The sequence below is a fragment of the Heyndrickxia sp. FSL K6-6286 genome, assembly GCF_038630395.1.
In the GTDB taxonomy this organism is placed as follows: Bacteria; Bacillota; Bacilli; order Bacillales; family Bacillaceae_C; genus Heyndrickxia; species Heyndrickxia oleronia.
Genome location: NZ_CP152029.1, coordinates 4,994,611 through 5,021,383 on the forward strand (window position 1 = coordinate 4,994,611; position 26,773 = coordinate 5,021,383).

Consider the following 26,773-nt stretch of genomic DNA (forward strand, 5'->3'; position numbering starts at 1 on the left):
AGCAAAATAAAATAAACCCCTTAGCGAATTTTTATTGCTAGGGGGTTTATTTATTAAATAAAATAATATTTAACAACCAGTCACAGTGTCATTATTTTATTTATTATTTAAAGCTGATTCAATAAATCCACGGAATAGTGGTTGTGGACGAGTAGGTCTTGATGTAAATTCTGGATGGAATTGTGCAGCAACAAACCAAGGATGATCCTCAATTTCAATCACTTCGACAAGTCTTCCGTCTGGGCTTGTACCAGAGAAAACAAATCCAGCTGCTTCCATTTGTTCGCGATACTCATTATTAAATTCATAACGATGACGATGGCGTTCTTCAATCATGTCATTTTGATATACATCAAATGCTTTTGATCCCTTTTCAATTTTACATGGGTATAAACCTAAGCGTAATGTACCACCTAAATCTTCAATTTCCTTTTGCTCAGGAAGAAGATCGATAATTGGATACGGAGTATTAGGATCTAATTCAGAAGAATGTGCTCCTTTAAGTCCAAGAACATTTCGAGCATATTCAACAGATGCCAACTGCATACCTAGACAAATTCCAAGGAAAGGTACCTTGTTTTCTCGAGCATATTGTATAGCAAGAATTTTACCTTCAACACCACGATCTCCAAATCCACCAGGTACTAAAATACCATCTGCATCCATTAGAAGATCTTTCACATTTTCCTCTGTAACATTCTCAGCATTGATCCAATTAATATCAATATCTGAATCATATGCATAGCCTGCATGTTTTAGTGCTTCGACAACAGAAAGATAGGCATCAGGTAATTCAACATACTTCCCTACTAAAGCGATCTTTGTGACTTTAGATAAGTTTCGTACCTTTTCAACTAAGCCCATCCATTCTGTCATATCAGGTTCATGACATTGAAGTTTTAAATGATCACAAACAATTTGATCAAGATTTTGATCTCTTAAGGATAATGGAATGGAATATAATGTATCTGCATCTCTTGACTCGATAACGGACTTTTCATCAATATCACAGAACAGTGCAATTTTATCCTTCATATCCTGAGATATTGGCATTTCTGTACGAACAACAATAATATTTGGTTGAATTCCTAGGCTTCGTAATTCTTTTACGCTATGCTGCGTTGGTTTAGTCTTCATTTCGCCAGCAACTTTAATGTATGGCACAAGTGTACAATGGATGTACATAACATTGTCACGCCCAACATCACTTTTAATTTGGCGAATGGCTTCTAGAAACGGTAAAGACTCGATATCCCCGACAGTTCCACCTATTTCCGTAATGACTACGTCAGAATCAGTCACTTCACCTGCACGGAATACCCTACTTTTAATTTCATTTGTAATATGTGGGATAACTTGAACGGTACCACCAAGATACTCACCACGTCTCTCTTTTCTAAGAACTTCCGAATACACTTTACCTGTTGTCACACTACTGTATTTAGTTACGTTAATATCAATAAAACGTTCATAGTGACCTAAATCTAAATCCGTTTCAGCACCATCATCTGTTACAAAAACCTCACCATGTTGATATGGACTCATTGTTCCAGGATCCACATTGATATAAGGATCGAACTTTTGTGTAGTTACTTTTAATCCTCGGTTTTTTAATAATCTCCCTAAGGATGCTGCGATAATTCCTTTTCCAAGTGAAGATACAACTCCACCAGTTACAAAAATGTATTTTGTCACAATTTTTTCCCCCTTCAACATACAGTTATTGTTACACAATATAGTTCCAGTTAGTCTGAAAAACGATTGGGATTTTCGTATATAAAAATAAAAAAGCTCCCCCTCAAATAACAAAGGGGAGCATCGTATACTTATTCGTTCCTTTTTAAAGGAGCCCAAATAAAATACTACCTGCCTAACGAAAAGAAGTCAAGCGGATTATTTATCCTCTTCTTCCTCTTCCACATCTAGTTCTTCATCATCATCTTCGTCTAGATCATACTCATCTTCACCGATTAAATCATCGTCTTCAAAGACTTCATCATCATCTTCTTCATCATCAAGATCCTCGAAATCGTCTTCATCAATTTCATCTTCATCTTCATCAAGTAGATCATCTTCGTCTTCAAAGTCATCAAGGTCATCATAATCAAGATCGTCATCTTCTAATAAATCATCTTCGTCTTCATCAACGACCTTTTTCGCCTTTTTCTTCTTGGACTTAGTAGGTGCAGTTACTTCCTCATCAATTTGATCATAAGGATACCACGTACGTAGCCCCCATCTATTTTCACCAAGACTAATAAAACGGCCATCAATATTTAGATCTGTGTAAAATTGCACCATTCTTGCTTTTATTTCTTCTGTAGATAGATCTAGAAGCTTTGCTAATTCATCTACTAAATCAGAAAATGAGATTGCTTGTTTACTTTCTTCTAGATATTGATGCGCTAACTCGATAAGAGACATCTCACGTAAATCTTCTTTTGATAATTGCTGTAAACTCAAATTTCGCACTTCCTTTCACTATTTCACACTCCTAATTTTTTGGAGTGAAAAGGGCAGAAATCAATAAATAATAGCAAAATACATATTTATCATTATAAACAAATCTAAAACATTTATGCTAGCTTTAATATCCCTTTTTCAACGTTTTTTAATTACAAATAAAAATTAATTCATTCATTAGAACGTTTTAAATAGCGAAACCCTAAATAGAAAAGAATGAATGACAAAAGCAATAAAGGGATAGCACCTAACTGTTTTGTATACAATACATATCCAATTATCACAAAAAGGATAAAACCTATATATTTCAACAAGGCTTTAAATGACATGTTTACACATCCTATTTAGGCACTCTCATACTAAAGAATGAACCTCTCATTTGATTCTACCTTTATTTTGCCCTACCATTCAATAAATTCAAGTCTAAATAAATTTTTCCCTCAAATTCCCAACAAGAATGAACCGTCAATGTCCCTTCTCTCCTAAACAAAAACAATCCTATTACAGTTTTCAAAGCTTTCTTCTTAAACCAAAGAAACTGGCTTATATCGCCAGCATTTAATTCTTTGGTTTACCTATTTTCTTTATTCGCATTTATCATGTTGTTGGTCCCTAAAAAAACAGCTTACATATTTCTGCGATATTGCCCTCCTACTTCATATAGGGCTTTTGTAATCTGGCCAAGACTTGCCACTTTAACTGTTTCCATTAATTCAGCAAATATATTTCCACCACTTACAGCTGTTTCTTTCAATCTCAGCAATGCTTGCTCAATATTATCAGAATTTCTTTCCTTAAATTGGTTTAAATGCAGGATTTGCGATTCCTTCTCTTCCTTTGTTGCACGGGCTAGTTCAATGCTATTCATTTCCTCTTCTGAAGGTGGGTTTGGATTTAAATACGTATTCACACCAATAATAGGTAATTCTCCACTATGCTTTTTCATTTCATAAAACATGGACTCCTCTTGGATTTTTCCACGTTGATATTGCGTTTCCATTGCACCTAGTACCCCACCGCGATCATTTAAGCGATCAAATTCAGCAAGGACTGCCTCCTCAACTAAATCGGTTAATTCTTCAATGATAAATGATCCTTGTAACGGATTTTCATTTTTCGTTAATCCGTGTTCCTTCGTAATAATCATTTGAATAGCCATTGCTCTTCTTACTGATTCCTCAGTCGGCGTTGTTATCGCTTCATCATATGCATTCGTATGAAGGGAGTTACAATTATCATGTAGAGCCATTAATGCTTGTAATGTAGTTCGTATATCATTAAAATCAATTTCCTGCGCATGCAGCGAACGCCCAGAAGTTTGAATATGATATTTTAACTTTTGACTTCTTTCATTCGCTCCATATTTATCCCTCATGACTGTAGCCCAAATCCGACGTGCCACACGACCAATAACACTATATTCCGGATCTAAACCATTAGAAAAGAAGAAGGATAGATTAGGTGCGAAATCGTTAATATCCATTCCACGACTTAAATAGTATTCAACATATGTGAAGCCATTTGCTAACGTAAAGGCTAATTGGGATATTGGGTTAGCACCTGCTTCTGCTATATGGTAGCCAGATATGGACACTGAGTAATAATTGCGTACTTTATGATCAATAAAATATTGCTGTATATCTCCCATCATTCGTAATGCGAATTCCGTTGAGAAGATGCATGTATTCTGACCTTGATCCTCTTTCAAAATATCTGCTTGAACCGTTCCTCTTACCACTTGTAAAGTCTGTTCTTTCACCTGTGTAAATTCTTCTACAGATAGCACTCTACCAAGCTCTTTTTCCTTTAACTGCACTTGTTGATCGATGGCAGTATTCATATACATTGCTAAAATAATAGGTGCAGGACCATTGATAGTCATTGAAACTGATGTTGATGGGTGACATAAATCAAAACCTGCATATAGTTTCTTCATATCATCCAATGTACAAATACTTACACCAGATTCTCCAACCTTTCCATAAATGTCAGGGCGATAATCGGGATCCTCACCATAAAGAGTGACGGAATCAAAGGCTGTACTTAATCGCTTGGCAGGATCATTCTCAGACAAGTAATGGAAGCGCCGATTTGTTCTTTCTGGTGTTCCTTCACCAGCAAATTGACGTTTCGGATCCTCACCTTCTCGTTTAAAAGGGAAAACCCCAGCTGTATAAGGAAATGAACCAGGAACATTTTCTTTATAAACCCAACGAAGAATTTCTCCATAATCCTCGTATTTCGGTAAGGCAACCTTTGGTATATCTAATCCTGACAAACTCTTAGTTGTTAACTCAGTAATAATTTCTTTGTCACGAATTTTTGTTACAAATTGCTTGGAAGTATATTTTTCCTTAGTCTGTTCCCACGTTTGGATGATACGTTTTGATTCGTTAGTAAGGTTTTCATAGATCTCATCTTTAATAGTTTGTAACGAATTTAGTACCTCTTCATTTGCTTTTTTATCGGTTACTGCCTGAATTGCACCTTCTAATTGGAAAAGCTTTCTTGCTAATTGAACCTGTTTTTCAGCATTTTTGTGATAATTTCTTACTGTTTCTGATATTTCACGTAAATAATAGCGACGACTATTTGGTATAATGACATTTTGCTTTTCAACTTTAGCATTTTTTGAAAAAGAAACCTCCCAATCGGTTCCCATCTTCTCATTAACCTTTTCAATCAATGCAGCAAACAACGCATTCGTACCTGGGTCATTAAATTGACTTGCAATTGTACCATAAACGGGCATATTCCCAAGTTCTTTATCAAATAATAGATGACTGCGTTGATATTGCTTTTGTACTTGACTCTTTGCGTCTTCTGAGCCCTTCCGTTCAAACTTGTTAATCACAATAAGATCAGCGTAATCAATCATGTCAATTTTCTCTAGCTGAGATGGAGCCCCAAACTCACTAGTCATGACATACATCGAAATATCACTAATCTCTGCAATTTCTGCATCCCCTTGACCAATACCACTCGTTTCAACGATGATTAAATCATACCCTGCAGCCTTTACTACATTAATTGCATCACGGATTGCTAAGCTTAGCTCTGATCTCGATCCCCTTGTTGCTAAGCTTCTCATATACACACGTGAATCAAAGATGGCATTCATCCGAATTCGATCCCCTAAAAGTGCTCCACCAGTTTTTTGCTTTGTAGGGTCAATAGATAATATAGCAACCTTCTTTTCGGGTATTTCATTCAAAAATCGACGAATTAACTCATCAGTTAAAGAACTTTTCCCAGCTCCCCCTGTACCAGTAATACCAATGACCGGTGCATTTGAATTCAACGTTTTGATCTCCTGAAAAGCCATTTCAGCCGCTGATGCGACTTCATCTTTTATCCCTACTTGATTCTCTGCAAGTGTAATCATCTTAGCTATGGATCTAACATTTCCTTCTTTTAGTTTGGTCACCTCATCATTAATATTCCCCTCAATTGTTGGATGATCACATTCTTTTAGCATAATATTAATCATTCCTTGAAGACCAAACTTTCGACCATCATCAGGAGAGAAAATCCAGGCGATCCCATAATCATGGAGCACCTTTATTTCTCTCGGGATAATAACACCGCCACCACCGCCATAAATACGTATATGGGAAGCATCTTTTTCCTGAAGAAGATCGTACATATATTTAAAATATTCAACATGTCCACCTTGATAGGATGATATCGCAATCCCCTGTACATCCTCCTGTATGGCCGCATTGACTACCTCTTCAACCGAACGATTATGGCCAAGATGTATCACCTCAGCACCACTTGATTGTATAATCCTTCTCATAATATTAATCGACGCATCATGTCCATCAAATAAGCTAGATGCAGTAACAAAGCGCACAGAGTGTTTAGGCTTATAAATTTCGACCGTACTCAATTTCTCTCCCCCTGTTCTTCATTGTTTGTTTTGGCTTTCCATTTTAGATGTTAGCTCTTTCACATAGATTGATGATTTTCGTTTATACTTATAAACTAGTTGTTAAAAACCACTAATTCCTTTTAAAAGTAGATTCGTTTGTAGTTCGATATACTCTTCAAGAGAATATTTCTTTCTAAGAGCCCACCTTCTAAATCCCCACATCTGTCCCTGAACAAAAATATTATGTGCTAATAAATCGATATGAGGATCATCCATCATCCATTCACCATTTTCAATACAACGACGGATCAATGTTTCAAACATTCCTACCATTTCCATCTCTTTTTTCAGAACATATGGTAGAGCATCTTTGGATAAGGACTTTGCCTCCTGGTACATGACTAAAACTTCATCTTGCATTTCGTCCATAATCTTGAAATAATAAGCAATCCCAAGCTTTAGACTTTCAAGAGTCCCCTTTTCTACATCCATCCCCTGTAAGCGATCACGTACTTGGTCATATATACTATCACAGACAAGATAAAGAATATCTTCCTTCGTTCGGATATACTCATACAATGTACCGATACTAAAACCCGCTGCCTGAGCAATCTCCCTTGTAGTTGTGCGGTGATACCCCTTTTCCTTAAAAAGAGCCACTGCACCTCGAATCATTTGCGTCCTACGCATATTGATCAACCGTTCATCCTTCACAGAAGCATGCACTTTTCTTTTCTTATTCACAATCATCACCTTCTCTCCCATCCAAACCCTTTAAGCCATTCATGCTATCCCCTTTATCAATGGCTATCTTATTTAGTGAGCATTCTAGAGATGACTAGACGTTGAATTTCTTGTGTACCTTCATAGATTTGAGTGATTTTAGCATCGCGCATATATCTTTCGACAGGGTAATCCTTGGTGTAACCATACCCTCCAAAGATTTGCACAGCTTCTGTCGTAACCTTCATTGCTGTATCACCTGCTAAGAGCTTAGACATCGCCGATTCTTTTCCATATGGAAGGCCATTTGATTCTAACCATGCAGCTTGGTATGTCAATAGTCGAGAAGCTTCGATGCTTGTCGCCATATCTGCTAATTTAAATGCAATCCCCTGATTTGCCACAATAGGTTTTCCAAACTGCTGACGCTCTCTTGCATAGGCTACAGATGCATCAAGAGCACCTTGCGCAATGCCAACGGCTTGAGCGGCTATCCCATTTCTTCCACCATCGAGTGTCATCATTGCAATTTTAAATCCTTGCCCCTCTTCACCTAGTAAATTTTCTTTAGGGACTTTACATTCTTCAAAAATAATTTCTGTAGTTGGTGAGGAACGAATCCCAAGCTTTTTCTCCTTTTTCCCCACAGAGAAACCTGGAAAATCCTTTTCAATAATAAAAGCACTAGTTCCTTTTTGTTTGCTTGCTGGATCAGTTAAAGCAAACACTACATAAATATCAGCTATACCACCATTTGTAATAAATATCTTTGATCCGTTTAAAACGTAATGATCCCCTTCTAATCGAGCAGTGGTTTGCATTCCTCCAGCATCAGATCCAGAACCTGGCTCTGTTAAGCCATAACCACCAATCTTTTCCCCTTGTGCCATCGGTCGTAAGTATTTTTGTTTTTGCTCCTCTGATCCAAATTTATATATGGGCCATCCAGCAAGCGACGTATGAGCAGATAAAGTGACACCTGTCGAAGCACATACTCTTGATAATTCTTCCACCGCTATGCAATAAGCCAAATAATCACTACCAATTCCGCCATATTCCTCCGGCCAAGGAATCCCTGTAAGCCCTAATTCAGCCATCTTATCAAAGATTTCACGATCAAAACGTTCTTCTTCATCACGCTCTGCAGCTGTTGGAGCCACCTCATTTTCAGCAAAGTCCCGAACCATTTTACGAATCATTTCATGCTCTTCCGATAGTTTGAAATTCATGCTCATTTCCCCCAATAATTGTTTAATTTATAGCTGCTTACTAATCACTAATTTCTGTATTTCACTAGTACCTTCATAGATTTCCGTTATTTTTGCATCTCGAAAATATCTTTCTACAGGATAATCTTCTGTGTATCCGTATCCTCCAAATATTTGAATGGCTTCAGTTGTCGTTTCAACTGCAGTGCGTGAGGAAAAAAGTTTAGCCATCGATGCTTCTGACTTACAAGGAAACCCCTCTGTTTGTAAATTGGCAGAACGATAAACTAATAGCTTTGCAGCCTCAACTTGAGTTGCTATATCTGCAAGTTTAAAACCAACACCTTGCTGAGCAGCGATTGGTTTTCCAAATTGTACCCGTTGTTTCGAGTATTCCACTGATTTTTCTAATGCAGCTTCGGCTATCCCTAAGCTTTGAGCGGCTATACCTATCCTGCCAACATCCAGATTTGCCATAGCAATTTTGAATCCTTGCCCTTCATTACCTAAAAGGTTTTCAGTAGGTACCTTCATATCTTCAAACGTTAGTTGAACTGTCCGAGATCCACGTAGCCCCATCTTATGTTCATCTTTTCCTATGATTAATCCTGGCGTATCCTTTTCAACAATAAAAGCAGAAATACCTTCTTTTCCAGCCTCTGGGTTTGTCACAGCAAATATAATATATGTATCTGCTTCACCACCATTGGTAATAAACACCTTTGACCCATTTATGATATAATGATCATTCTTTCTAGTCGCCTTGGTTTTTTGATTTGCTGCATCGGAACCAGCACTCGGCTCAGTCAAACAAAATGCACCTAAGTATTCACCCGATGCCAGCTTCGGAATATATTTTTGTTTTTGTTCCTCAGTTCCAAAATACAGAATAGGATTGGTTCCTACTGAACTGTGAACAGATAAAATAACACCAATCGTTGCACTCACTCTTGATAGCTCGTGAATGGCAATAATATACGATGTGAAATCCATCCCTGCCCCACCATATTTCTCGGGAATGGTTATGCCCATTAATCCTATTTCTGCCATTTTTTTAAGTACTTCCTTAGGAAACATCCCCGCCTCCATTTTGTCTATATACGGAGTAATTTCCGTTTCTGCAAAGTCGCGAACCATTTTACGCATCATTTCATGCTCTTCGCTGAATAGTAGATTCATCATAGTCTCCCCTTAAACTAATCGTAGGTGTAAAATCCCCTACCGGATTTCTTGCCAAGCCATCCTGCCTTTACATATTTTCTTAGTAATGGGCATGGGCGGTATTTATCATCCCCAAAACCTTCATGTAAAGTTTCCATAATATACAAGCACGTATCTAAACCAATAAAGTCAGCCAAAGTTAGCGGTCCCATCGGGTGATTCATCCCGAGTTTCATCACCTCATCAATTGCTTCCTTTGTTGCCACTCCTTCATACAAAGTAAAAATGGCTTCATTAATCATTGGCATTAATACGCGGTTCGAAACGAAACCTGGAAAATCATTCACTTCTACAGGAACCTTTTTCAAAGTCTTCGTCATGTCCTCTACTGCCTGATAAACTTCATCAGCAGTTGCCAATCCACGAATGATCTCAACAAGTTTCATTACAGGCACCGGATTCATAAAATGCATTCCAATCACTTTCTCTGGTCGATTGGTTGCAGCTGCAATCTCTGTAATCGGCAATGAAGAAGTATTAGAGGCTAAAATTGCGTGTGCAGGAGCATAAATGTCTAATTCTTTAAAAATTTTACTTTTTATCTCCATATTTTCTACAGCAGCTTCAATAACAATATCTACATTTTGCGAATCCTGTAGTGTTGTTGAGTGAATAAATTTCGAGAGGATATCATTCTTTTCTTCTTCTGTGATTCGTCCTTTATCCACTTGCCTCGTTAAATTTTTTGAAATGACTGCCATTCCTTTTTCAATAAATTCCTCTTTTAAATCATTTAAATACACAGTATATCCTGCTTGGGCACAAACTTGAGCAATTCCTGATCCCATTTGCCCAGCGCCAATTATCATTACTGACTTAATTTCCATTTTTGAAAACCCCCTTGTATAATGAACCAGTGATAAATGAGTCATTTCGCACGAAACTTAGCTTGATTTGCGTAAATTCATAGGTGATTCGTACGAAATTTACTAAGTTTCGCACGAAATCCACCTAATTTCCTCTCACTTCAACCATGATGGCATCCCCTTGACCACCACCCGAACATATTGCTGCAATCCCAATGCCTCCACCACGTCGCTTCAATTCATAAATTAAGGTCAAAATAATTCGAGCCCCACTCGCTCCAATAGGATGGCCAAGTGCAATAGCTCCACCATTTACATTAACCTTCTCTGGATCTAATCCTGCGATCTTACTGCTAGCAAGGGATACAGCTGCAAAAGCTTCATTGATTTCAAACAAATCTATTTCATCTAAAGCACGCCCTGTTTTCTTTAATAATTCATTAATGACAAGTCCAGGAGTTTGCGGGAAGTCTTTTGCTTCAACCGCAATAGCTGTATGCCCAAGTATATATGCCAATGGTTCAACTCCTGATGATTTCGCCTTTTCCTCACTCATCAAGACCATGGCACAAGCACCATCATTAACACCTGGAGCATTTCCTGCTGTAATTGTTCCATCCTTATCAAAAACTGACGGCAGTGCAGAAAGCTTTTCGAATGTTGTATCACCTCTTGGTGCCTCATCCTTCGTAACAGTAATTGGATTTCCTTTCCTCTGGGGTACTAATACTGGTACAATTTCTTCAGCAAATTTTCCATCCTCCATTGCTTGAATGGCCCTTCTATGGCTCCGTAATGCCCAGTGATCTTGTTCTTCTCTAGTAATCTCAAATTCTTCTGCAGTATTATTTCCATAGGTTCCCATGTGTACCCCTGTGAATGAACAGGTTAGACCATCATGTGTCATCATATCTTTCAAAGCAGTATCACCCATTTTTAAACCCCAACGAGCCTTAGGTAGAAAATAAGGAGAATTTGACATTGATTCCATTCCACCAGCGACAGTAATTTCTTCTTCACCTAAACGAATCAGTTGATCTGCTAGTGTTACACTTCTCATTCCAGAAGCACAAACTTTATTGATTGTTTCAGTTTTCGTTTCCCAAGGAATACCAGCATTTCGAGCAGCCTGCCTTGAAGGCAATTGACCTTGACCACCTTGCAGTACAGCGCCAAGAATCACTTCCCCAACTGTCTTGGGTTCAATATTTGCACGGGTCAAAGCCTCTTTAATCACCATTCCACCTAACTCTGATGCTGAAAAAGTGCTCAACACTCCTCCAAATTTCCCAAACGGTGTTCTTGCCCCACTAACAATGACTGTTTTTGTCATCTCTATCCTCTCCTTTAGTAAAATCGAAGATCTCCAACTAACAGAAACCGCTTACAGAATATTGACTGAACGCTCGCTCGATGACTAACTTCATAAATAGGGACAATCGTCCGTCCCCTAGTACACTCAATCTTTTTAATTTTAAGTTTATTTTAAACTAAAAATAGCAGAAATTGAAACATTTTATAAAAAATTCTAAATTATATTTATGTTCAATCTCTGCTATTTACTGAATTAATTCATTTCTTTTATGATGCTATTGTTTGCTCTGGTTCACCACATACTGCTTTTTCTAATAACTCTGCTACATCATACGTTTTGACGGTCTCTTCGACTTCCTTAGCCTTTGTACCGTCAGATAGCATTGTTAAGCAATACGGACATCCTGAACTGATAACAGATGGGTTAACTGCTAATGCCTGCTCAGTTCGTGATACATTTATGCGGTGACCAGTATCTTCTTCCATCCACATGAGCCCGCCACCAGCACCACAGCACATCCCTTTTTCCCGATTTCTGTCCATTTCAATAAGTTGAACACCAGGTATAGCTTTTAAAATTTCCCTTGGTGGATCATATACATCATTATATCTACCTAAATAACATGAATCATGGAATGTAATTTTTTCTCTAACATCAAATTTCGGTTTTAAACGCCCTTCCTTTACTAACTCATATAGGAGTTCTGTATGATGGAAAACCTCTGCCTCTAAACCAAAATCAGGATATTCCTTCTTAAAAATGTTATAAGCATGCGGATCTATTGTTACAATCTTCTTCACTTCATTCTTTTCAAACTCTGCAATATTTTGACCAGCAAGCTCCTGGAATAAAAATTCATTCCCTAATCGACGTGGGGTATCCCCAGAGTTCTTTTCTTTATTACCTAAAATCGCAAATTTTACGCCTGCTTCATTTAGAAGTCTTGCAAAGGATAAGGCAATTTTCTGACTGCGATTATCAAATGATCCCATTGATCCAACCCAGAATAAGTATTCAAACTCTTCACCTGATTTTTTCATCTCTTTAACCGTAGGTACATGTACGTCTTCACGTGCGTCACGCCAGTTTTCACGCTCTTTACGGTTTAACCCCCAAGGATTTCCTTGCCTTTCAATATTCTGCATCGCACGTTGCGCATCTGCATCCATCTTACCTTCTGTTAATACTAAATAACGACGCAAGTCAATAATTTTATCTACATGCTCATTCATTACTGGACATTGATCTTCACAATTACGGCAGGTTGTACAAGCCCATATTTCTTCCTCAGTGATAACATCTCCGATTAGGCTTGGATTGTATGCCAGCGATGCCGCTGCCTCTTCTACTCCTTTTCCTGCACTAGCAAGTGCTAATTGATTTCCTGTTGTATTTGAAAAGGCAAATTTCGGCACCCATGGTTGCTTCGAAGTTACTGCTGCTCCATAGTTGGTTAAATGATCTCTCAATTTAATAATTAAATCCATTGGTGATAGCATTTTCCCAGTACCTGTTGCAGGGCACATATTGGTACAACGTCCACATTCAACACAAGCATATAAATCAACTAGTTGTAATTGACTAAAATCCTCAATTTTTCCCACACCGAAGGACTCTTGTGATTCATCCTCAAAATCAATTGTTTTTAATTTCCCTACTCCATCAAGACGATTTAAATAAACATTTGCAGGACCAGCAATTAAATGAGCATGCTTTCCTTGTGGAACATAGACTAAGAATGATAATAAGAAGATGAGATGAATCCACCAAGCAATATAAAAAACAACAATCGAGGCTGTTTCACCAATCCAACCAAATGCCAATGAAATAAGTGATGCAACAGGCTCTGTCCATGCTGCTTCCTCACCATGCCAGATAATCCCCATTCCATTCCCAATCAGTACTGATATCATGAGTCCGCCGATAAATAAAAGGACCAGACCAGCTTTAAATCCTCTTTTTAAACGTACCAATTTTTCAATATAACGTCGATAAAATGCCCAAACAACTGCGACTAAAATGACTAAGGTGACAATCTCCTGGAAGAATGTAAATGCAGGATAGAGTGGTCCTAATGGTAAATGTGATTCAGGAGCAAGCCCTTTCCAAATAAAATCAATTGCACCAAATTGAACAAGAATAAAGCCATAGAAGAACATGACATGAATAGCCCCACTCTTTTTATCCTTTAATAATTTTTTTTGCCCAAATACGTTCACCCAAATTTTGTTTAATCTTTCTTTTACACGATGGTCAAACTCTACTTTTTTGCCAAGTTTGATATATTTAATCCTTGTTTTAACCACGTATACGAATAACGATACTCCGTAAACGGTTACAAAAAGAAAGGCTATCCAATTAACCCATAGTAACCACGACATCATATACACTCCTCTCCATTGATCCCTTTGTCTAAAAAACCCCTAATTTTCTGAATGTTGCTTACTTACCATTATATAATGAATGAGCATTCAGTCAATGTTTTTCTTTAAAAAGTTTTCCCCTACATGTTTACTTAATTTATGGAGATACTACTGTAACGTCATTCTTTCAAATAGGAGAGGGAATCTATGCTGACATGGCTTTGGATATCATTGAGTGTACTTTTCATAATCATTGCTTTATGTGCAGCAGATTATTTCTTGGGTAAAAGAAATTACCAACTTCATTGCCGAAAAAGAAGCTATCCCATACGCCAAGGAGATATTCATCTTATCAATTGTGGAAAGGATTTATTTTCATCATTTTTTTCAGATATAAATCAAGCAAAAAAGAGTATCAATATTCTTTTTTATATTGTAAAAAATGATCAAATAAGCAAGGAGTTTTTAAAACTTCTTGAAAAAAAAGCTCTCCAAGGGGTTAAGGTCCGTTTGCTTCTTGACTGGTTAGGTAGCCATAATACATCGAAAGACTTAATTTATCGAATTAAACAAGCTGGTGTAAATGTTTCCTTTTGTCACCGTCCGCGTTTACCCTTCTTTTTTTTCACTTTGCAGCAAAGAAATCACCGAAAATGTGCCATTATCGATGGAGAAATCGGTTATTTAGGTGGATATAATGTTGGTAAGGAATATATTGATAATGACCCAGTCTTATCACCATGGCGAGATTATCACCTACGTATTAAAGGAGAAAGTTTACAGGATTTACATGAAGAGTTTTTTGTTAATTGGTACAGGGCAACTGGGGAATCCTCTGAAAAGCTCCCACCCAAAAATACAAATGGAACAATGAAGCATTGCCTCTTTCCGACCGAAGGAATACGCTTAGAGGAGCAAGTATGTAAACTAATAGATTCAGCTCAAGATATCATTTATATTGGTACACCTTATTTTATCCCTTCAGCTAAAGTTATGAAAAGACTCATTGCTGCGTTAAATAGAGGCATTACTATCAAAATTATTGTTCCTAAAAAGTCGGATCATTTATTAGTAAAAGAAGCATCCTTTCGATATTTTCGTACATTGTTAGCTCAGGGAGCACATGTCTACCAATATTTAAATGGCTTTTACCATGCTAAGGTTATCATTATCGATACCACTGTTTGCCAAATTGGAACAGCAAATTTTGATCGAAGGAGTTTATTTCTAAATCATGAATTAAATTGTTATATTTATGATCAGGATTTTATTGAACGTATGATTAAAGTGGTAGAAAAGGATATACTAGACTCGCATAAGCTTTATAAAGAGGAGCTGGCTCGTACTTCTCTACTAACAAAGGCAAAGGAAGTCGGCGCAAGAATAATCGCTGATATACTTTAAAAAAGGCTCTTTTCTCAAAGATTGTTGCTTTTAAAGTAGAGTATTAACGAGTAATTATTTGGTAAAAAACTTCTACATCTGTCATTTCACTGAGAATAGAGTTAGCTGCAATCTCCATAAGAATCGCTGAATCCTTTATTGGATGATAAAGCCGTGGTTAGGCTTTTACACAAGCAACAAACTAGATAAAAACAGCTCATTTCTAAAATTTAAAGAGGCTGGGACAAAACCCACCTCTGAGATGAAAAAGCCGGTGAAATTTTACGACAAGTAAAATTTCACCGGCTTTGATTATTTTTTTAACAAAAATAAGGACCACTTCTGATAAAATTAAGTCACCACAACAAAATTATACAGAAAGAAGGATCCTTATGTTTAAAAATTATACCATGAATCAATTAGTTTTGCCTTTAGATTTAGAAGTAAAATTACAAAAAAATGATATTGCCTTTCATATCCATCATCTAGTTGAAAGTATTCCTCATGAAGTTTTCGAACCATTTCTGCGAAATGAGGGCTATCCTGCTTATCATCCACGCATGATGCTTAAAATTATTTTATGTGCCTACACCCAATCTGTCTTTTCAGGGCGAAAAATTGAAGCCCTATTAAAAGACAGTATCCGGATGATGTGGCTATCACAAGGGTATGAACCAAGCTACCGTACAATCAATCGATTCCGTGTTCATTCAGATGTGAAAGAATTAATTCGCCAATGTTTCGTCCAATTTCGTTGCCAATTAATCGAAGAAAAACTAATCGATCAAGAAGCAATTTTTATTGATGGTACAAAGATTGAAGCAAATGCGAATAAATTTACGTTTGTCTGGAAGAAATCGATTGAGAAATATCATCACAGTTTAATTGAAAGGTCAAACCAGCTATATAACGAGCTACTTGAGAACGAAATTATACCTGAAATTGAACGGGAAGGTGATGAACAATTATCATTGAAAGAGCTCGCTCAATTGGTAGGAAAAGTGGACAATGTCGTAGCTGAGTATGATAAACAAATTAAGGAATCATCAGACGTTCCAGAACGAAAAGCTTTAAGAAGTGAACGCAAATACCCGAAACAAGTGCGTAAACAGTTGATTGATTTTGTCTTACGAAAACAAAAATATCAACGAGACTTTGAAATTTTAGGCACACGTAATAGCTATTCCAAAACAGATCTGGACGCGACATTTATGCGAATGAAAGATGATTATATGCAAAACGGACAATTGAAAGCTGGTTACAATGTACAAATCGCAACAGAAGGGCAATACACGCTTGCCTATAGTTTATTTTCAAACCCAACAGATACACGTACGTTAATTCCATTTCTTGATGAAATCGAGAACCATTATTTCGTGTTACCGAAACATATTGTCGCAGATGCAGGTTATGGTAGTGAACAAAACTATAATGATATCCTTTTGAACAGAAAACGAGAAGCACTGATTACGTATAATCTGTATTTGAAGGAGCAAAAGAAAAAGTACAAACAAAACCCATTGAATCCCGACAACTGGCAGTATTGTGAAGAAACAGATACATATATATGCCCTAACCAGAAACGTCTTGAATTTCAATATCATTCTGTCCGTACTGATCGTACGGGATTCCAACGAAGGTTCAAGATCTACGAGTGTGAGGACTGTTCGGGATGTCCATTCCGTTCATCATGTACAAAAGCGAAAGAAGGCAACAATCGAAAACTAATGGTGAATGAACAATGGGAACAACAAAAAGTATATGTGAGAGCGAAGCTTTCAGAAGAGAAAACGAGCTCCATCTATCGAAAACGCAAAATCGATGTGGAACCAGTTTTTGGATTCTTGAAGGCTAATTTACGTTTCACTCGATTTTCTGTACGAGGAAAATCGAAGGTAGAAAATGAAATGGGACTCGCATTAATGGCCGTGAATTTAAGAAAATTCACGGCCAAACAACTACGGTAATAGAAGAATTAACACACAAAAATAGGAAAAGTTGAATTTGAGTTCGCTCAAATTCAACTTTTTCACTATTTGAAGCTAGTTATGTCCCAGCCTCTTTGTTTTACATTTTTTCAGGTGCAGAAACACCAATTAAAGCTAGTGCATTTTTCAAGGTAATTTGAACGGCCTTTATTAAGGCTAGACGTGCTTTTGTTAGTTCAGCATTTTCCTTATCTAATACTTTTTCAGCATTATAAAAACTATGGAATGTTGATGCTAAATCATAGATATAGTTAGTAATACGATGCGGAATTCGTTTTTCAGCTGCCTCAGCTATTATTGCAGGGAAATCACCTATTTTCTTCAATACTTCAATCTCTTTTTCTGCATTGATAAGACTAAGATTAGCGGTTTCATCTACAGTTAATCCTTGTTCTTCTGCTTGGCGGAGGATACTGCAAATTCGAGCATGTGCGTATTGTGCATAATAAACAGGGTTTTCATTTGATTGCGAAACAGCCAAATCTAAATCGAAGTCAAGATGAGTATCTGCACTTCTCATTGCAAAAAAGTAACGAGTGGCATCAAGTCCTACTTCCTCAATTAAGTCACGCATTGTTACAGCTTTTCCTGTCCGTTTGCTCATTTTCATTTTTTCCCCGTCTTTAAATAAATGAACAAGCTGAATGATTTCTACTTCAAGATTTTCGGGATTATAGCCTAATGCCTCCATAGCCGCCTTCATACGCGGTATATAACCATGATGATCAGCACCCCAGACATTAATTAACTTTTCAAAACCACGTTCAAATTTATCATTGTGATAAGCAATATCTGGTGTTAAATACGTATACGAACCATCATTTTTGATCAATACGCGATCCTTATCATCACCAAAAGCAGTAGAGCGGAACCATGTGGCACCGTCCAATTCATACACATGTCCACGTTCACGTAAGGTCTTTAACATTTCATCAATTTTATTGTTTTTATACAATGATGTTTCAGAATACCAGACATCAAATGGAACTCGGAAATTTTCTAAATCGGTTTTCAATTTTTCCATTTCATACTCTAAACCATATTGGCGAAAGAACTCAAAACGTTCTTCATCACTTTTTTCAAGGAGCTTTTCACCATATTCATTAGCAAGCTGTTTACCAACTTCTACGATATCTTTTCCGTGATAGCCATCTGCAGGCATTTCTTTCTCTTGTCCAAGTGCTTGATAATAGCGTGCCTCTACTGATAATGCCAAATTATTAATTTGATTTCCTGCATCATTAATATAATATTCACGGCTCACTTCATACCCTGCCGATTCAAGTATATTACACAAAGAATCCCCTACAGCGGCACCACGTGCATGTCCTAAGTGAAGATCACCCGTTGGATTAGCAGAAACAAATTCTACTTGTATTTTCTGGCCTTTTCCTGCATCAGATTGACCGTATTTATCACCTGCAGAGAGCACAGTTGGAATTAAGTCAGTTAAATAGCTATTATTCATATAAAAATTAATGAATCCAGGGCCAGCAATTTCAATTTTCTCTATTGAAGCTTTAGAAGGGTCAAAATGAGAAACAATCTCTTCTGCTATCATACGAGGTGCTTTTTTTGCAACACGTGCAAGCTGCATCGCTATATTTGCTGCATAATCTCCATGAGCCTTATCCTTTGGTGTTTCAAGAATGATATCAGGAATTTGTTCTTCTGTTGCAAGGCCAGCTTTGATTATTGCATTTTTTATTTCATTTTTGACATTCATTTGAATTTGTTCGACTATATTCATGAATTTTTATGCCTCCTTATATGTGATCAACATTTCATACTTACCTGAAGAAGCTCCTTGCATCATCAGATCATATGTTAATAAAAATTGACCTTCATTATTGCCTATATTTTTATATTCAATTTTTTTCGTCTTCGTAGATAGCAAGAATGTGCCGTATGGGCTCTCATATGACCCATTTTTTTCTACATCCTTATGAAAACCTAATCGCATCTTAAGTGCCCCACTACGTAAAATAACTGCACTTTCCTCCGACATTTTTACAATCGTATGTACAGTTCCCTCTTCTAGTTCTTCATTATATTTCAAAAAAGCTGCATCGCCCTTTTGGTAATACTCACCTAAAAGCATTAACTCATACTTCTCGTTTTCCCGATCTTGTGTGATTGTTGTCTTTAAGTGAATTTTGACAGGCATTTGATGACCGACTTCCTCTGCCAAATGATCCACATCCTTTAATTTTTATGTATCTTTAATTTTCTCATTATAACCTTATTGGAATAAAAATTAAACTGGTGTTTCCTTAAAACATAAGAATCAATCCACTTGTAATTGGTGTTAAGATCATAGCAGCTTTTAAGACCACCTTCGGTACAAGGTTCGTAAATTTAGCCCCAATATATGCTCCCAGCATCGTGCCTATTAAAACTTGAATTAATAAAGTGACATCTAAAAATCCTTCTGTTGAAAACCCGACTCCTCCCCCAACTGCGATAGGAACAATTACAAGCATTGTGGTACCGATGGATTGACGAAGAGTAAGTCCAAGAAAAGTTAGCAGCCCTAATTGAATAAATGGCGTTGAGCCAATACCAAACGTACCCGATAGTATACCCGTAATCATACCTAAGCACGCTGCTTTCATGATTTGAGCCGAATTGATGGACCATTTTTTGTCTTCTCCATCTTTATTTTTCAACAGTAATAATCGAAGAATTAATAAAATTGCAGAAAGAAATAACATTCCACCTGTTAAATAATGCATCTCATTAGTAGGAATAAAGGCTGCAATTTTCGATCCAATTAAAGCTCCAATTGCTCCAAAGCCGCCTACTAACAGTCCTGCCTTAATAGAAATATTTCCTTCTCGATAATGACTAAAAGCACCAGATAAACTTGTAAAAGCCATTGCGGTTAAGGAAGTGGCCAATGCAGTATGAATTGGAATTTTGAATACAAGTGTAAGAATAGCAATAATAAATCCCGACCCACCTGCACCTACAAAGCCGAGAATTGCTCCTAAAAGTAACATAGTTAATACGATTGCCATGAATGACACTCCAATCAAACGTTCACAAAAATTGCTTTAAAATATTTATGATCACCAGAACATTATAGCATAAGGTAACACCATTAGAACTTGAAGCTATGGACAAAGAAAAAGACTGAATAAGAAAGGAAATAATCCTTTCTATCCAGTCTTTCTTACCAATGTATAAAATACTCTATATTGTTACTATATTTATTTAACCCATCCAAGGATCATTTCGCGAATTAATTTGCTTGCTGTGTTGGCCGTTTGTTCAGATGGATCATAGATTGGAGCTACTTCTACTAAATCACCACCTACTACCTTTACTTTCGAACGAGCGATTTCATGTATGGAGGCTAATAGTTCTTTAGAAGTAATACCACCGCAATCAACCGTACCAGTCCCTGGTGCATGTGCAGGATCAAGAACATCAATATCAATAGTTACATAAACCGGACGTCCTGCTAATAAAGGTAGAACCTTTCTTAATGGTTCAAGTACTTCAAATTTTGAAATATGCATTCCATTTTCTTTTGCCCATTCGAATTCTTCTTTCATTCCTGAACGAATACCAAATGAATAAACATTTCCAGGACCTATTAATTCTGCAGCTTTACGAATAGGTGTAGAATGTGACAATGGTTCCCCTTCATATTCCGAGCGTAAATCCGTATGAGCATCCATATGGATAATCGCTAGATCAGGGTATTTTTTATACATTGCCTTAATAACAGGCCATGAAACTAGGTGTTCTCCACCCATTCCAAGTGGAAATTTATTATCCTTTAATAGGCCATCAATATATTCCTCAATTAATTCAATACTGCGTTGTGGATTCCCGAAGGGTAATGGAATATCTCCTGCATCAAAGTATTTTACCTCTTCTAATTCACGATCCAAATATGGACTATATTCTTCTAATCCTATAGATACCTCTCTAATCCTTCCAGGACCGAAGCGTGAGCCTGGTCGATAGCTTACCGTCCAATCCATCGGCATTCCATAAATGACCGCTTGACTATCCTCATAATGAGGATGACTTTTAATGAATACATTTCCTGAGTAGGCTTCATCAAATCTCATTTGGTGATCCCCCTTCTATAAAAGGATATCCTCTGATATCTACTGTTTAAAATAATTATTCTGTTAAATCCTTTACGAATTTAGGCAATACGAATGCCGCTTTATGAAGCTCTTTCGTATAATATTTCGTGTTAATATCATGAAAACGGTCTTCACTTACTTCAAGTGGATCATATTTTTTAGAACCTACAGTAAATGTCCACATTCCACTTGGATACGTCGGTACATTAGCAATATAAAGTCTAGTAATCGGGAAAATTTCCTTTACATCTTTTTGTACCTCACGAATGAGATCAGCTTTGAACCAAGGATTGTCCGTTTGAGCAACGAAAAGTCCATCTTCTTTTAATGCTTTAGAAATTCCAGCATAGAAGCCTTTTGTAAATAGGTTAACCGCTGGACCTACAGGTTCAGTTGAATCTACCATAATGACATCATACTCATTTTCACTATTTGCAATATGCATAAAACCATCGTCAACCTGTACATCTACACGTGGATTTTCTAATTCACCAGCAATTTCTGGTAGAAACTTTTTAGAATACTCAATTACCTTTCCATCGATATCCACAAGAGTTGCCTTCTTCACACTTGGATGTTTTAAAATTTCACGAATAACTCCGCCATCACCACCACCAACAACAAGAACATTTTCTGGATTTGGGTGTGTAAATAAAGGGACATGGGCTACCATCTCATGATAGACAAACTCGTCCTTTTGAGTAGTCATGACCATATCATCCAAGAGTAACATATTGCCCCATTCCTCAGTTTCAACCATGTCTAATTTTTGAAACTCGGTTTGTTCTGTATGTAAAGTTTGTTTTATCTCCATTGTAATTCCAAAATGCTCTGTTTGTTTCTCTGTAAACCATAAACCACCCATCGTAAACTTCCTTTCCGTTTCAATAGTTTTTGTCTTCCTATAGATGCTTCTACATCCATTTTTCCCTAAGACATTAAATACAAACATGAGAAAAAGTATAAAGAATTCTAGTCAAATTGCAAGAAAAATTTTTACTTGTTTTCTAAGAAATTTGTCACCTTATGTTTAAAAAAGGCTCTGTTTTTTCATACTGATAGAATATACATTTTATAAACATAAGACCTATGTTTTATTTGCAAAATAAATCTAGCACTGCCACCCACGCATATAAGATAAATGAGGTGATCATCATAGAAACAATGCCAAGTCCCAAAATAAAAAAAACGAAGCGATATTTTAGGCTATCCTTATTAGCCTTTTTAATCGTTCTTACTATATTCATTATTTTTATTGCTGGAATACTCATTTACGCAAAAATTTTAGGTCCACCGCCTCTATCTGTACCACAATCATCATTATACTATTCCAGCGATGGAAAGATTATTGGAGAGAGTAATAATGGTGAAAAACGATATTGGGTTAATATCGATGATATTTCTACGGATCTAATTCATGCGACCATATCGATTGAAGATCAAAATTTCTATGGTCACCACGGGTTTGATGTAAAGCGCATTGGTGGGGCAATTATCGCAGATATTAAAGCAATGGATAAGGTACAGGGAGCCAGCACCATATCACAGCAATATGCAAGAAATCTTTTTTTAACATTAGATAAAACTTGGAAAAGAAAGCTCTCAGAAGCATTTTTTACAATAAGACTTGAGATGAATTATGATAAAAACCAGATCTTAGAAGGGTATTTAAATACTATTAATTATGGCAATCAAGCGTACGGGATTGAAGCCGCAAGTCAATTTTATTTTGGAAAAAGTGCAAAAGACCTAAGTCTTGGAGAAGCATCTATTTTAGCCGGAATTCCAAAGGGGCCAAGTATCTATTCACCCATTACTAATTTTGATAGAGCAAAAACAAGGCAAAAAATCATTCTTCAAGCAATGGTTAAAAATAAATATATAACACAAAAAGAGGCAAATCTCGCTGAAAAGGAGAAACTCGCCATTGTAGGGGAACATTCATATCAAACTGCTACAATCGCTCCCTATTTTCAAGATACAGTTAGAAGTCTCCTAAAATCTAAGCTAAATATCGATGATCGCATCATTGATTTAGGAGGGTTACATGTATATACAACATTAAATACGAATCAACAGAAAATTGCAGAAGAAGTAGTAGAGGAAACCATTTCGGAGAATTCCAATATTCAAATTGGATTTGCTGCAATGGATCCTGAAACAGGATTTGTTTCCGCCCTTGTTGGTGGGAGAGACTATAATAAGAGTCAATATAATCGAGCTGTTCAAGCACTACGCCAACCAGGATCAACGATAAAGCCGCTATTATACTATGCAGCGTTAGAAAAGGGATTTACTCCAACCACAATGATGAAGAGTGAACCTACCACTTTTCGTTTTGATGATGGCCGATCAGAATATACCCCACATAATTTTAATAGCAAATATGCAAATGGTGATATTTCAATGGCACAAGCACTCGCACTTTCAGATAATGTCTTTGCTGTAAAAACTCATCTCTTTCTTGGGCAACAAACTTTAATTGATACAGCAAAGCAATTTGGAATTCATTCAAAAATGGCCAAGGTTCCTTCCCTTGCACTTGGCACTTCGGGCGTACGTGTCATTGATATGGTCAATGCATATAGCCTATTAGCTAACGGCGGAAATCAAGTAGAGCCTGTCTTTATTACTAAAGTGGAGGATTATCAAGGAAATATTCTCTACCAATATGAACCGAAAAAAGAGCAGGTACTAGATCCGAAATTAACCTTTGTTTTGGACCAAATGATGACAGGAATGTTTGATAAAAAATTAAATGGTTATTCCTCTGTAACCGGCGCAACGATTGCTAACCAAATGACTAGGCTATATGCTGGAAAATCAGGTTCAACTAATTCCGACAGTTGGATGATCGGATTCACACCTCAACTGACAGCTGGAGTATGGACCGGATATGATGAAGGAAAGACTATCACATTAACAGCTGATAAATTATATGCAAAAAATATTTGGATACGCTTTATGGAACGTTCACTCGAACATCAACCCATTAAAACCTTTAAAAAACCAAAGGGAGTCGTTTCTGTTCCTATAGACCCAGAAAGCGGTAAAATAGCAACAGCTGATTGCCCTGTTTCACGATTAACCTATTTTGTTGCTGGCACAGAGCCAACCGATTACTGTGATACACACATTGGCAACTCCCCCCATCCACATAAACATAAAAAGTCAAAAAAGGAGGATAAACCATGGTTTAACAAACTTTTCCGCCTATTTTAGGAAGAGTGAAAGTGTAAATGAAGGAAAATATACTGATACATGGAAAAACTCGGGTGTGCGTCCCCGAGTTTTTCGTGTCCTAGTTTGTAATTGCAAACCATCAATTTAAGTTTACTTATTTTCTTAAAAATCAGCAAGTGACTGTGGATAAATTCAAACAACTGTCACTTTTTGTTCACATTTATCTTTAACAAAGGCTGTTTTCGTATCATTAAAGTTGCTTTTGTAAAAGCCCCACAACCGGCTTTTACTCCCAATAAAGGATTCTAGCGGTTCTTATGGAGATTGCAGCTCTTTTCTCAATAAAATGAAACGTGTAGCGATCACTGTTGATATTTATTAGTTATAACTCTTCTTAAATAGCAAACCATGTTTGAGAAAAGAGCCTTAACAAGGCATCACGTTGGATCCTACTCTTCTTTACTCAACATGTAGGCCTTGCTTCAACTCATCACTTGAAAGATTCCACATCTCCTCATTATGGTCTTTTAAAAATTTCTCCAATACTTTTTTCGAATTTTCATCCATATGTTCGACAATAATATGACGTTTTAGCGATTTATCCAAACGATTGACATGCTCTGGCAATGATTTGTAGCCCCTACGTGCTTCCTTATTGACAGTCATTTCACACGCTGTAACCCCAGCATAATAGGGGCCCTCTACCTTCCGATCAATCGTCACCCATACCAACCAATATGGCTTCGCTCCCTCTGGAACCTCATCACGATTGGGCAAAAACTTTACCCTCTTTTCTACGGAGCTTCTTGCATGCATTGCACCAATGTCAACAAATGCTTCCCCTTCTTCTACATCAATAAATACTGGTGAAACATTTTCTAGACTTAATGAGCCAATTCCAAACCCTCTATGTCCATCAGTAGGGTCATTTTTAATAATATTAAATTCTACCTTCTTTTTTCCTTGTTCCATTGTAAGACCTCCTACATAAACATCGAAAATATCGATTGAAAGCACCTAATAAAGAATGTACTAACAGCCTGCATGATCGGATAAATTGTATATCTATCTAATGGAGTCACTAAAATAATTAAAAAAACTAAAATACTATATTGTTCATATTGTGTTAGCTTTGCCCTCATCGACGGACTTACTAAATCTTCTACAATTCGATACCCATCAAGCGGTGGTAGCGGAAATAAATTAAAAACAAAAAGCATCATATTTAGTTGGATAAATACATTTAAAAAATCTATGATGAAATTAGAAGTCGTCGTCCAAGAACCCAAAGAAATGATAAAATAAAAAATCCCATATCCGATAAAGGCCATTAGCAAATTGCTTACAGGACCCATGAGTGAAACTAAAACTCCTGCTGCCCTTGGGTTTTTAAAATGACGGCGATTCACTGGTACCGGACGTGCCCAACCAAATCCAGCAATTAATATAAGAATTGTACCCAATGGATCGAGATGTTGAATCGGATTTAGCGTCAAACGACCTTGATCTTTTGCTGTAGGGTCTCCAAATTTATAAGCAGTATATGCATGGGCAAACTCATGAACAGTAAATGCGATTAATAAAGTAATTACCACAAATGGAAGTTGTTCAATTGGATATCTTAATATTCCAGATAAAAAATTTGATAACTGATCCACAACCTATCCCCTTTTTAAAATATTTTATTATGTTCTTGTTAAACTTTATTTCTAGCAATAACATTCTTACTTCCATATTCACCAATTTAAAATCCTAGCGAAAAAAACCACTTTTTATAAGTATACAACAACATCGGATGAATTTCTTTTTTCCAGTTTAAAAAGGACGTCAATCACCATTATTCCCTTGCTTCCTTCTGCATAAAACCATACACTTTTATTATAGTGATTATTATTATATCTACATAAAGGAGATAGAAAAGATGCCATATATTACAGTAAAGATGTTAGAAGGACGTACTGAAGAGCAGAAAAAAGCACTTGTAGAAAAAGTGACCGAGGCTGTAAGTGAAACTGCTGGAGCACCTAAAGAAAACATTGTTGTTTTTATTGAAGAAATGACAAAAAATCATTATGCTGTCGGTGGAAAACGACTTAGTGAAAAATAATTCGATCACAGGACATAGTAACAACAGTTTAAC

Annotated in this window: 20 protein-coding genes; 4 read left to right on the forward strand and 16 right to left on the reverse strand. The window is 36.7% G+C overall.

Annotation, left to right across the window (positions count from 1 at the left end):
- Window positions 1-96: 96 nt before the first annotated feature.
- The 9 genes from MHI39_RS25075 to MHI39_RS25115 all read right to left on the reverse strand — a co-directional run bounded on the left by MHI39_RS25075 (window position 97) and on the right by MHI39_RS25115 (window position 13,991).
- The gene (locus MHI39_RS25075) at window positions 97-1,695 is read right to left on the reverse strand and encodes a CTP synthase (RefSeq protein WP_058006760.1); all 1,599 of its coding nucleotides are present in this window, start codon (window positions 1,693-1,695) and stop codon (window positions 97-99) included.
- A gap of 198 nt (window positions 1,696-1,893) precedes the next feature.
- Window positions 1,894-2,463, reverse strand: a complete 570-nt coding sequence (gene rpoE, locus MHI39_RS25080; RefSeq protein WP_078110159.1) for a DNA-directed RNA polymerase subunit delta — start codon at window positions 2,461-2,463, stop codon at window positions 1,894-1,896.
- A gap of 625 nt (window positions 2,464-3,088) precedes the next feature.
- On the reverse strand, window positions 3,089-6,355 hold the full coding sequence (gene icmF / locus MHI39_RS25085) for a fused isobutyryl-CoA mutase/GTPase IcmF (RefSeq protein ID WP_058006763.1): 3,267 nt from the start codon (window positions 6,353-6,355) through the stop codon (window positions 3,089-3,091).
- Between the two features lie 102 nt (window positions 6,356-6,457).
- Window positions 6,458-7,081 carry a TetR/AcrR family transcriptional regulator gene (locus tag MHI39_RS25090; protein ID WP_173720055.1) on the reverse strand — a complete coding sequence of 208 codons (624 nt, stop codon included), beginning with the start codon at window positions 7,079-7,081 and terminating at the stop codon, window positions 6,458-6,460.
- A gap of 68 nt (window positions 7,082-7,149) precedes the next feature.
- Window positions 7,150-8,289 (reverse strand): acyl-CoA dehydrogenase, encoded by a 1,140-nt coding sequence (locus tag MHI39_RS25095; RefSeq protein ID WP_058006765.1) that lies wholly within the window; start codon window positions 8,287-8,289, stop codon window positions 7,150-7,152.
- Between the two features lie 27 nt (window positions 8,290-8,316).
- Complete coding sequence (locus MHI39_RS25100) at window positions 8,317-9,447, reverse strand: acyl-CoA dehydrogenase (protein ID WP_058006766.1); 1,131 nt, start codon at window positions 9,445-9,447, stop codon at window positions 8,317-8,319.
- Between the two features lie 17 nt (window positions 9,448-9,464).
- Window positions 9,465-10,316 (reverse strand): 3-hydroxybutyryl-CoA dehydrogenase, encoded by an 852-nt coding sequence (locus MHI39_RS25105; protein ID WP_058006767.1) that lies wholly within the window; start codon window positions 10,314-10,316, stop codon window positions 9,465-9,467.
- A gap of 124 nt (window positions 10,317-10,440) precedes the next feature.
- Window positions 10,441-11,628 (reverse strand): acetyl-CoA C-acetyltransferase, encoded by a 1,188-nt coding sequence (locus tag MHI39_RS25110; RefSeq protein WP_259548412.1) that lies wholly within the window; start codon window positions 11,626-11,628, stop codon window positions 10,441-10,443.
- Between the two features lie 248 nt (window positions 11,629-11,876).
- Window positions 11,877-13,991, reverse strand: coding sequence for a 4Fe-4S dicluster domain-containing protein (locus MHI39_RS25115; RefSeq protein WP_058006769.1), 2,115 nt, complete (start codon window positions 13,989-13,991; stop codon window positions 11,877-11,879).
- 189 nt (window positions 13,992-14,180) lie between these two features.
- Between MHI39_RS25115 and cls the strand changes: the two genes are divergently transcribed.
- Window positions 14,181-15,377, forward strand: coding sequence for a cardiolipin synthase (cls, locus tag MHI39_RS25120; RefSeq protein ID WP_058006770.1), 1,197 nt, complete (start codon window positions 14,181-14,183; stop codon window positions 15,375-15,377).
- Between the two features lie 371 nt (window positions 15,378-15,748).
- Window positions 15,749-17,323 carry an IS1182 family transposase gene (locus MHI39_RS25125; protein WP_058006960.1) on the forward strand — a complete coding sequence of 525 codons (1,575 nt, stop codon included), beginning with the start codon at window positions 15,749-15,751 and terminating at the stop codon, window positions 17,321-17,323.
- Between the two features lie 100 nt (window positions 17,324-17,423).
- Here MHI39_RS25125 and argS read toward each other — a convergent pair whose 3' ends face one another.
- The 5 genes from argS to speE form a co-directional block, all read right to left on the reverse strand.
- Window positions 17,424-19,094, reverse strand: a complete 1,671-nt coding sequence (argS, locus tag MHI39_RS25130; RefSeq protein ID WP_058005781.1) for an arginine--tRNA ligase — start codon at window positions 19,092-19,094, stop codon at window positions 17,424-17,426.
- A 6-nt stretch (window positions 19,095-19,100) separates the two neighbouring features.
- Window positions 19,101-19,535 carry a DUF1934 domain-containing protein gene (locus MHI39_RS25135; protein WP_235813392.1) on the reverse strand — a complete coding sequence of 145 codons (435 nt, stop codon included), beginning with the start codon at window positions 19,533-19,535 and terminating at the stop codon, window positions 19,101-19,103.
- Window positions 19,536-19,617: 82 nt separating this feature from the next.
- Window positions 19,618-20,364, reverse strand: coding sequence for a sulfite exporter TauE/SafE family protein (locus MHI39_RS25140; protein ID WP_058005780.1), 747 nt, complete (start codon window positions 20,362-20,364; stop codon window positions 19,618-19,620).
- A gap of 192 nt (window positions 20,365-20,556) precedes the next feature.
- Entirely contained in the window at window positions 20,557-21,429 is an 873-nt protein-coding gene (gene speB / locus MHI39_RS25145) for an agmatinase (protein ID WP_058005779.1), read from the reverse strand.
- A 55-nt stretch (window positions 21,430-21,484) separates the two neighbouring features.
- Window positions 21,485-22,315 (reverse strand): spermidine synthase, encoded by an 831-nt coding sequence (gene speE / locus MHI39_RS25150; protein ID WP_058005778.1) that lies wholly within the window; start codon window positions 22,313-22,315, stop codon window positions 21,485-21,487.
- Window positions 22,316-22,614: 299 nt separating this feature from the next.
- Between speE and MHI39_RS25155 the strand changes: the two genes are divergently transcribed.
- Window positions 22,615-24,672, forward strand: coding sequence for a transglycosylase domain-containing protein (locus MHI39_RS25155; RefSeq protein ID WP_139254974.1), 2,058 nt, complete (start codon window positions 22,615-22,617; stop codon window positions 24,670-24,672).
- A 420-nt stretch (window positions 24,673-25,092) separates the two neighbouring features.
- Here MHI39_RS25155 and MHI39_RS25160 read toward each other — a convergent pair whose 3' ends face one another.
- Window positions 25,093-25,605 (reverse strand): YwhD family protein, encoded by a 513-nt coding sequence (locus tag MHI39_RS25160; protein ID WP_058005777.1) that lies wholly within the window; start codon window positions 25,603-25,605, stop codon window positions 25,093-25,095.
- 11 nt (window positions 25,606-25,616) lie between these two features.
- Window positions 25,617-26,291, reverse strand: coding sequence for a site-2 protease family protein (locus tag MHI39_RS25165; RefSeq protein WP_058005776.1), 675 nt, complete (start codon window positions 26,289-26,291; stop codon window positions 25,617-25,619).
- Window positions 26,292-26,536: 245 nt separating this feature from the next.
- Between MHI39_RS25165 and MHI39_RS25170 the strand changes: the two genes are divergently transcribed.
- On the forward strand, window positions 26,537-26,740 hold the full coding sequence (locus MHI39_RS25170) for a 2-hydroxymuconate tautomerase (protein ID WP_235813395.1): 204 nt from the start codon (window positions 26,537-26,539) through the stop codon (window positions 26,738-26,740).
- The last annotated feature ends 33 nt before the right edge of the window (window positions 26,741-26,773 follow it).

Coding starts and splice junctions, on each gene's coding strand:
- MHI39_RS25095 (WP_058006765.1), bottom strand. CDS start 8,289: ATGAATTTCAAACTATCGGAAGAGCATGAAATGATTCGTAAAATGGTT.
- MHI39_RS25100 (WP_058006766.1), bottom strand. CDS start 9,447: ATGAATCTACTATTCAGCGAAGAGCATGAAATGATGCGTAAAATGGTT.
- MHI39_RS25105 (WP_058006767.1), bottom strand. CDS start 10,316: ATGGAAATTAAGTCAGTAATGATAATTGGCGCTGGGCAAATGGGATCA.
- MHI39_RS25110 (WP_259548412.1), bottom strand. CDS start 11,628: ATGACAAAAACAGTCATTGTTAGTGGGGCAAGAACACCGTTTGGGAAA.
- MHI39_RS25115 (WP_058006769.1), bottom strand. CDS start 13,991: ATGTCGTGGTTACTATGGGTTAATTGGATAGCCTTTCTTTTTGTAACC.
- cls (WP_058006770.1), top strand. CDS start 14,181: ATGCTGACATGGCTTTGGATATCATTGAGTGTACTTTTCATAATCATT.
- MHI39_RS25125 (WP_058006960.1), top strand. CDS start 15,749: ATGTTTAAAAATTATACCATGAATCAATTAGTTTTGCCTTTAGATTTA.
- argS (WP_058005781.1), bottom strand. CDS start 19,094: ATGAATATAGTCGAACAAATTCAAATGAATGTCAAAAATGAAATAAAA.
- MHI39_RS25140 (WP_058005780.1), bottom strand. CDS start 20,364: ATGGCAATCGTATTAACTATGTTACTTTTAGGAGCAATTCTCGGCTTT.
- speB (WP_058005779.1), bottom strand. CDS start 21,429: ATGAGATTTGATGAAGCCTACTCAGGAAATGTATTCATTAAAAGTCAT.
- speE (WP_058005778.1), bottom strand. CDS start 22,315: ATGGGTGGTTTATGGTTTACAGAGAAACAAACAGAGCATTTTGGAATT.
- MHI39_RS25155 (WP_139254974.1), top strand. CDS start 22,615: ATGCCAAGTCCCAAAATAAAAAAAACGAAGCGATATTTTAGGCTATCC.
- MHI39_RS25160 (WP_058005777.1), bottom strand. CDS start 25,605: ATGGAACAAGGAAAAAAGAAGGTAGAATTTAATATTATTAAAAATGAC.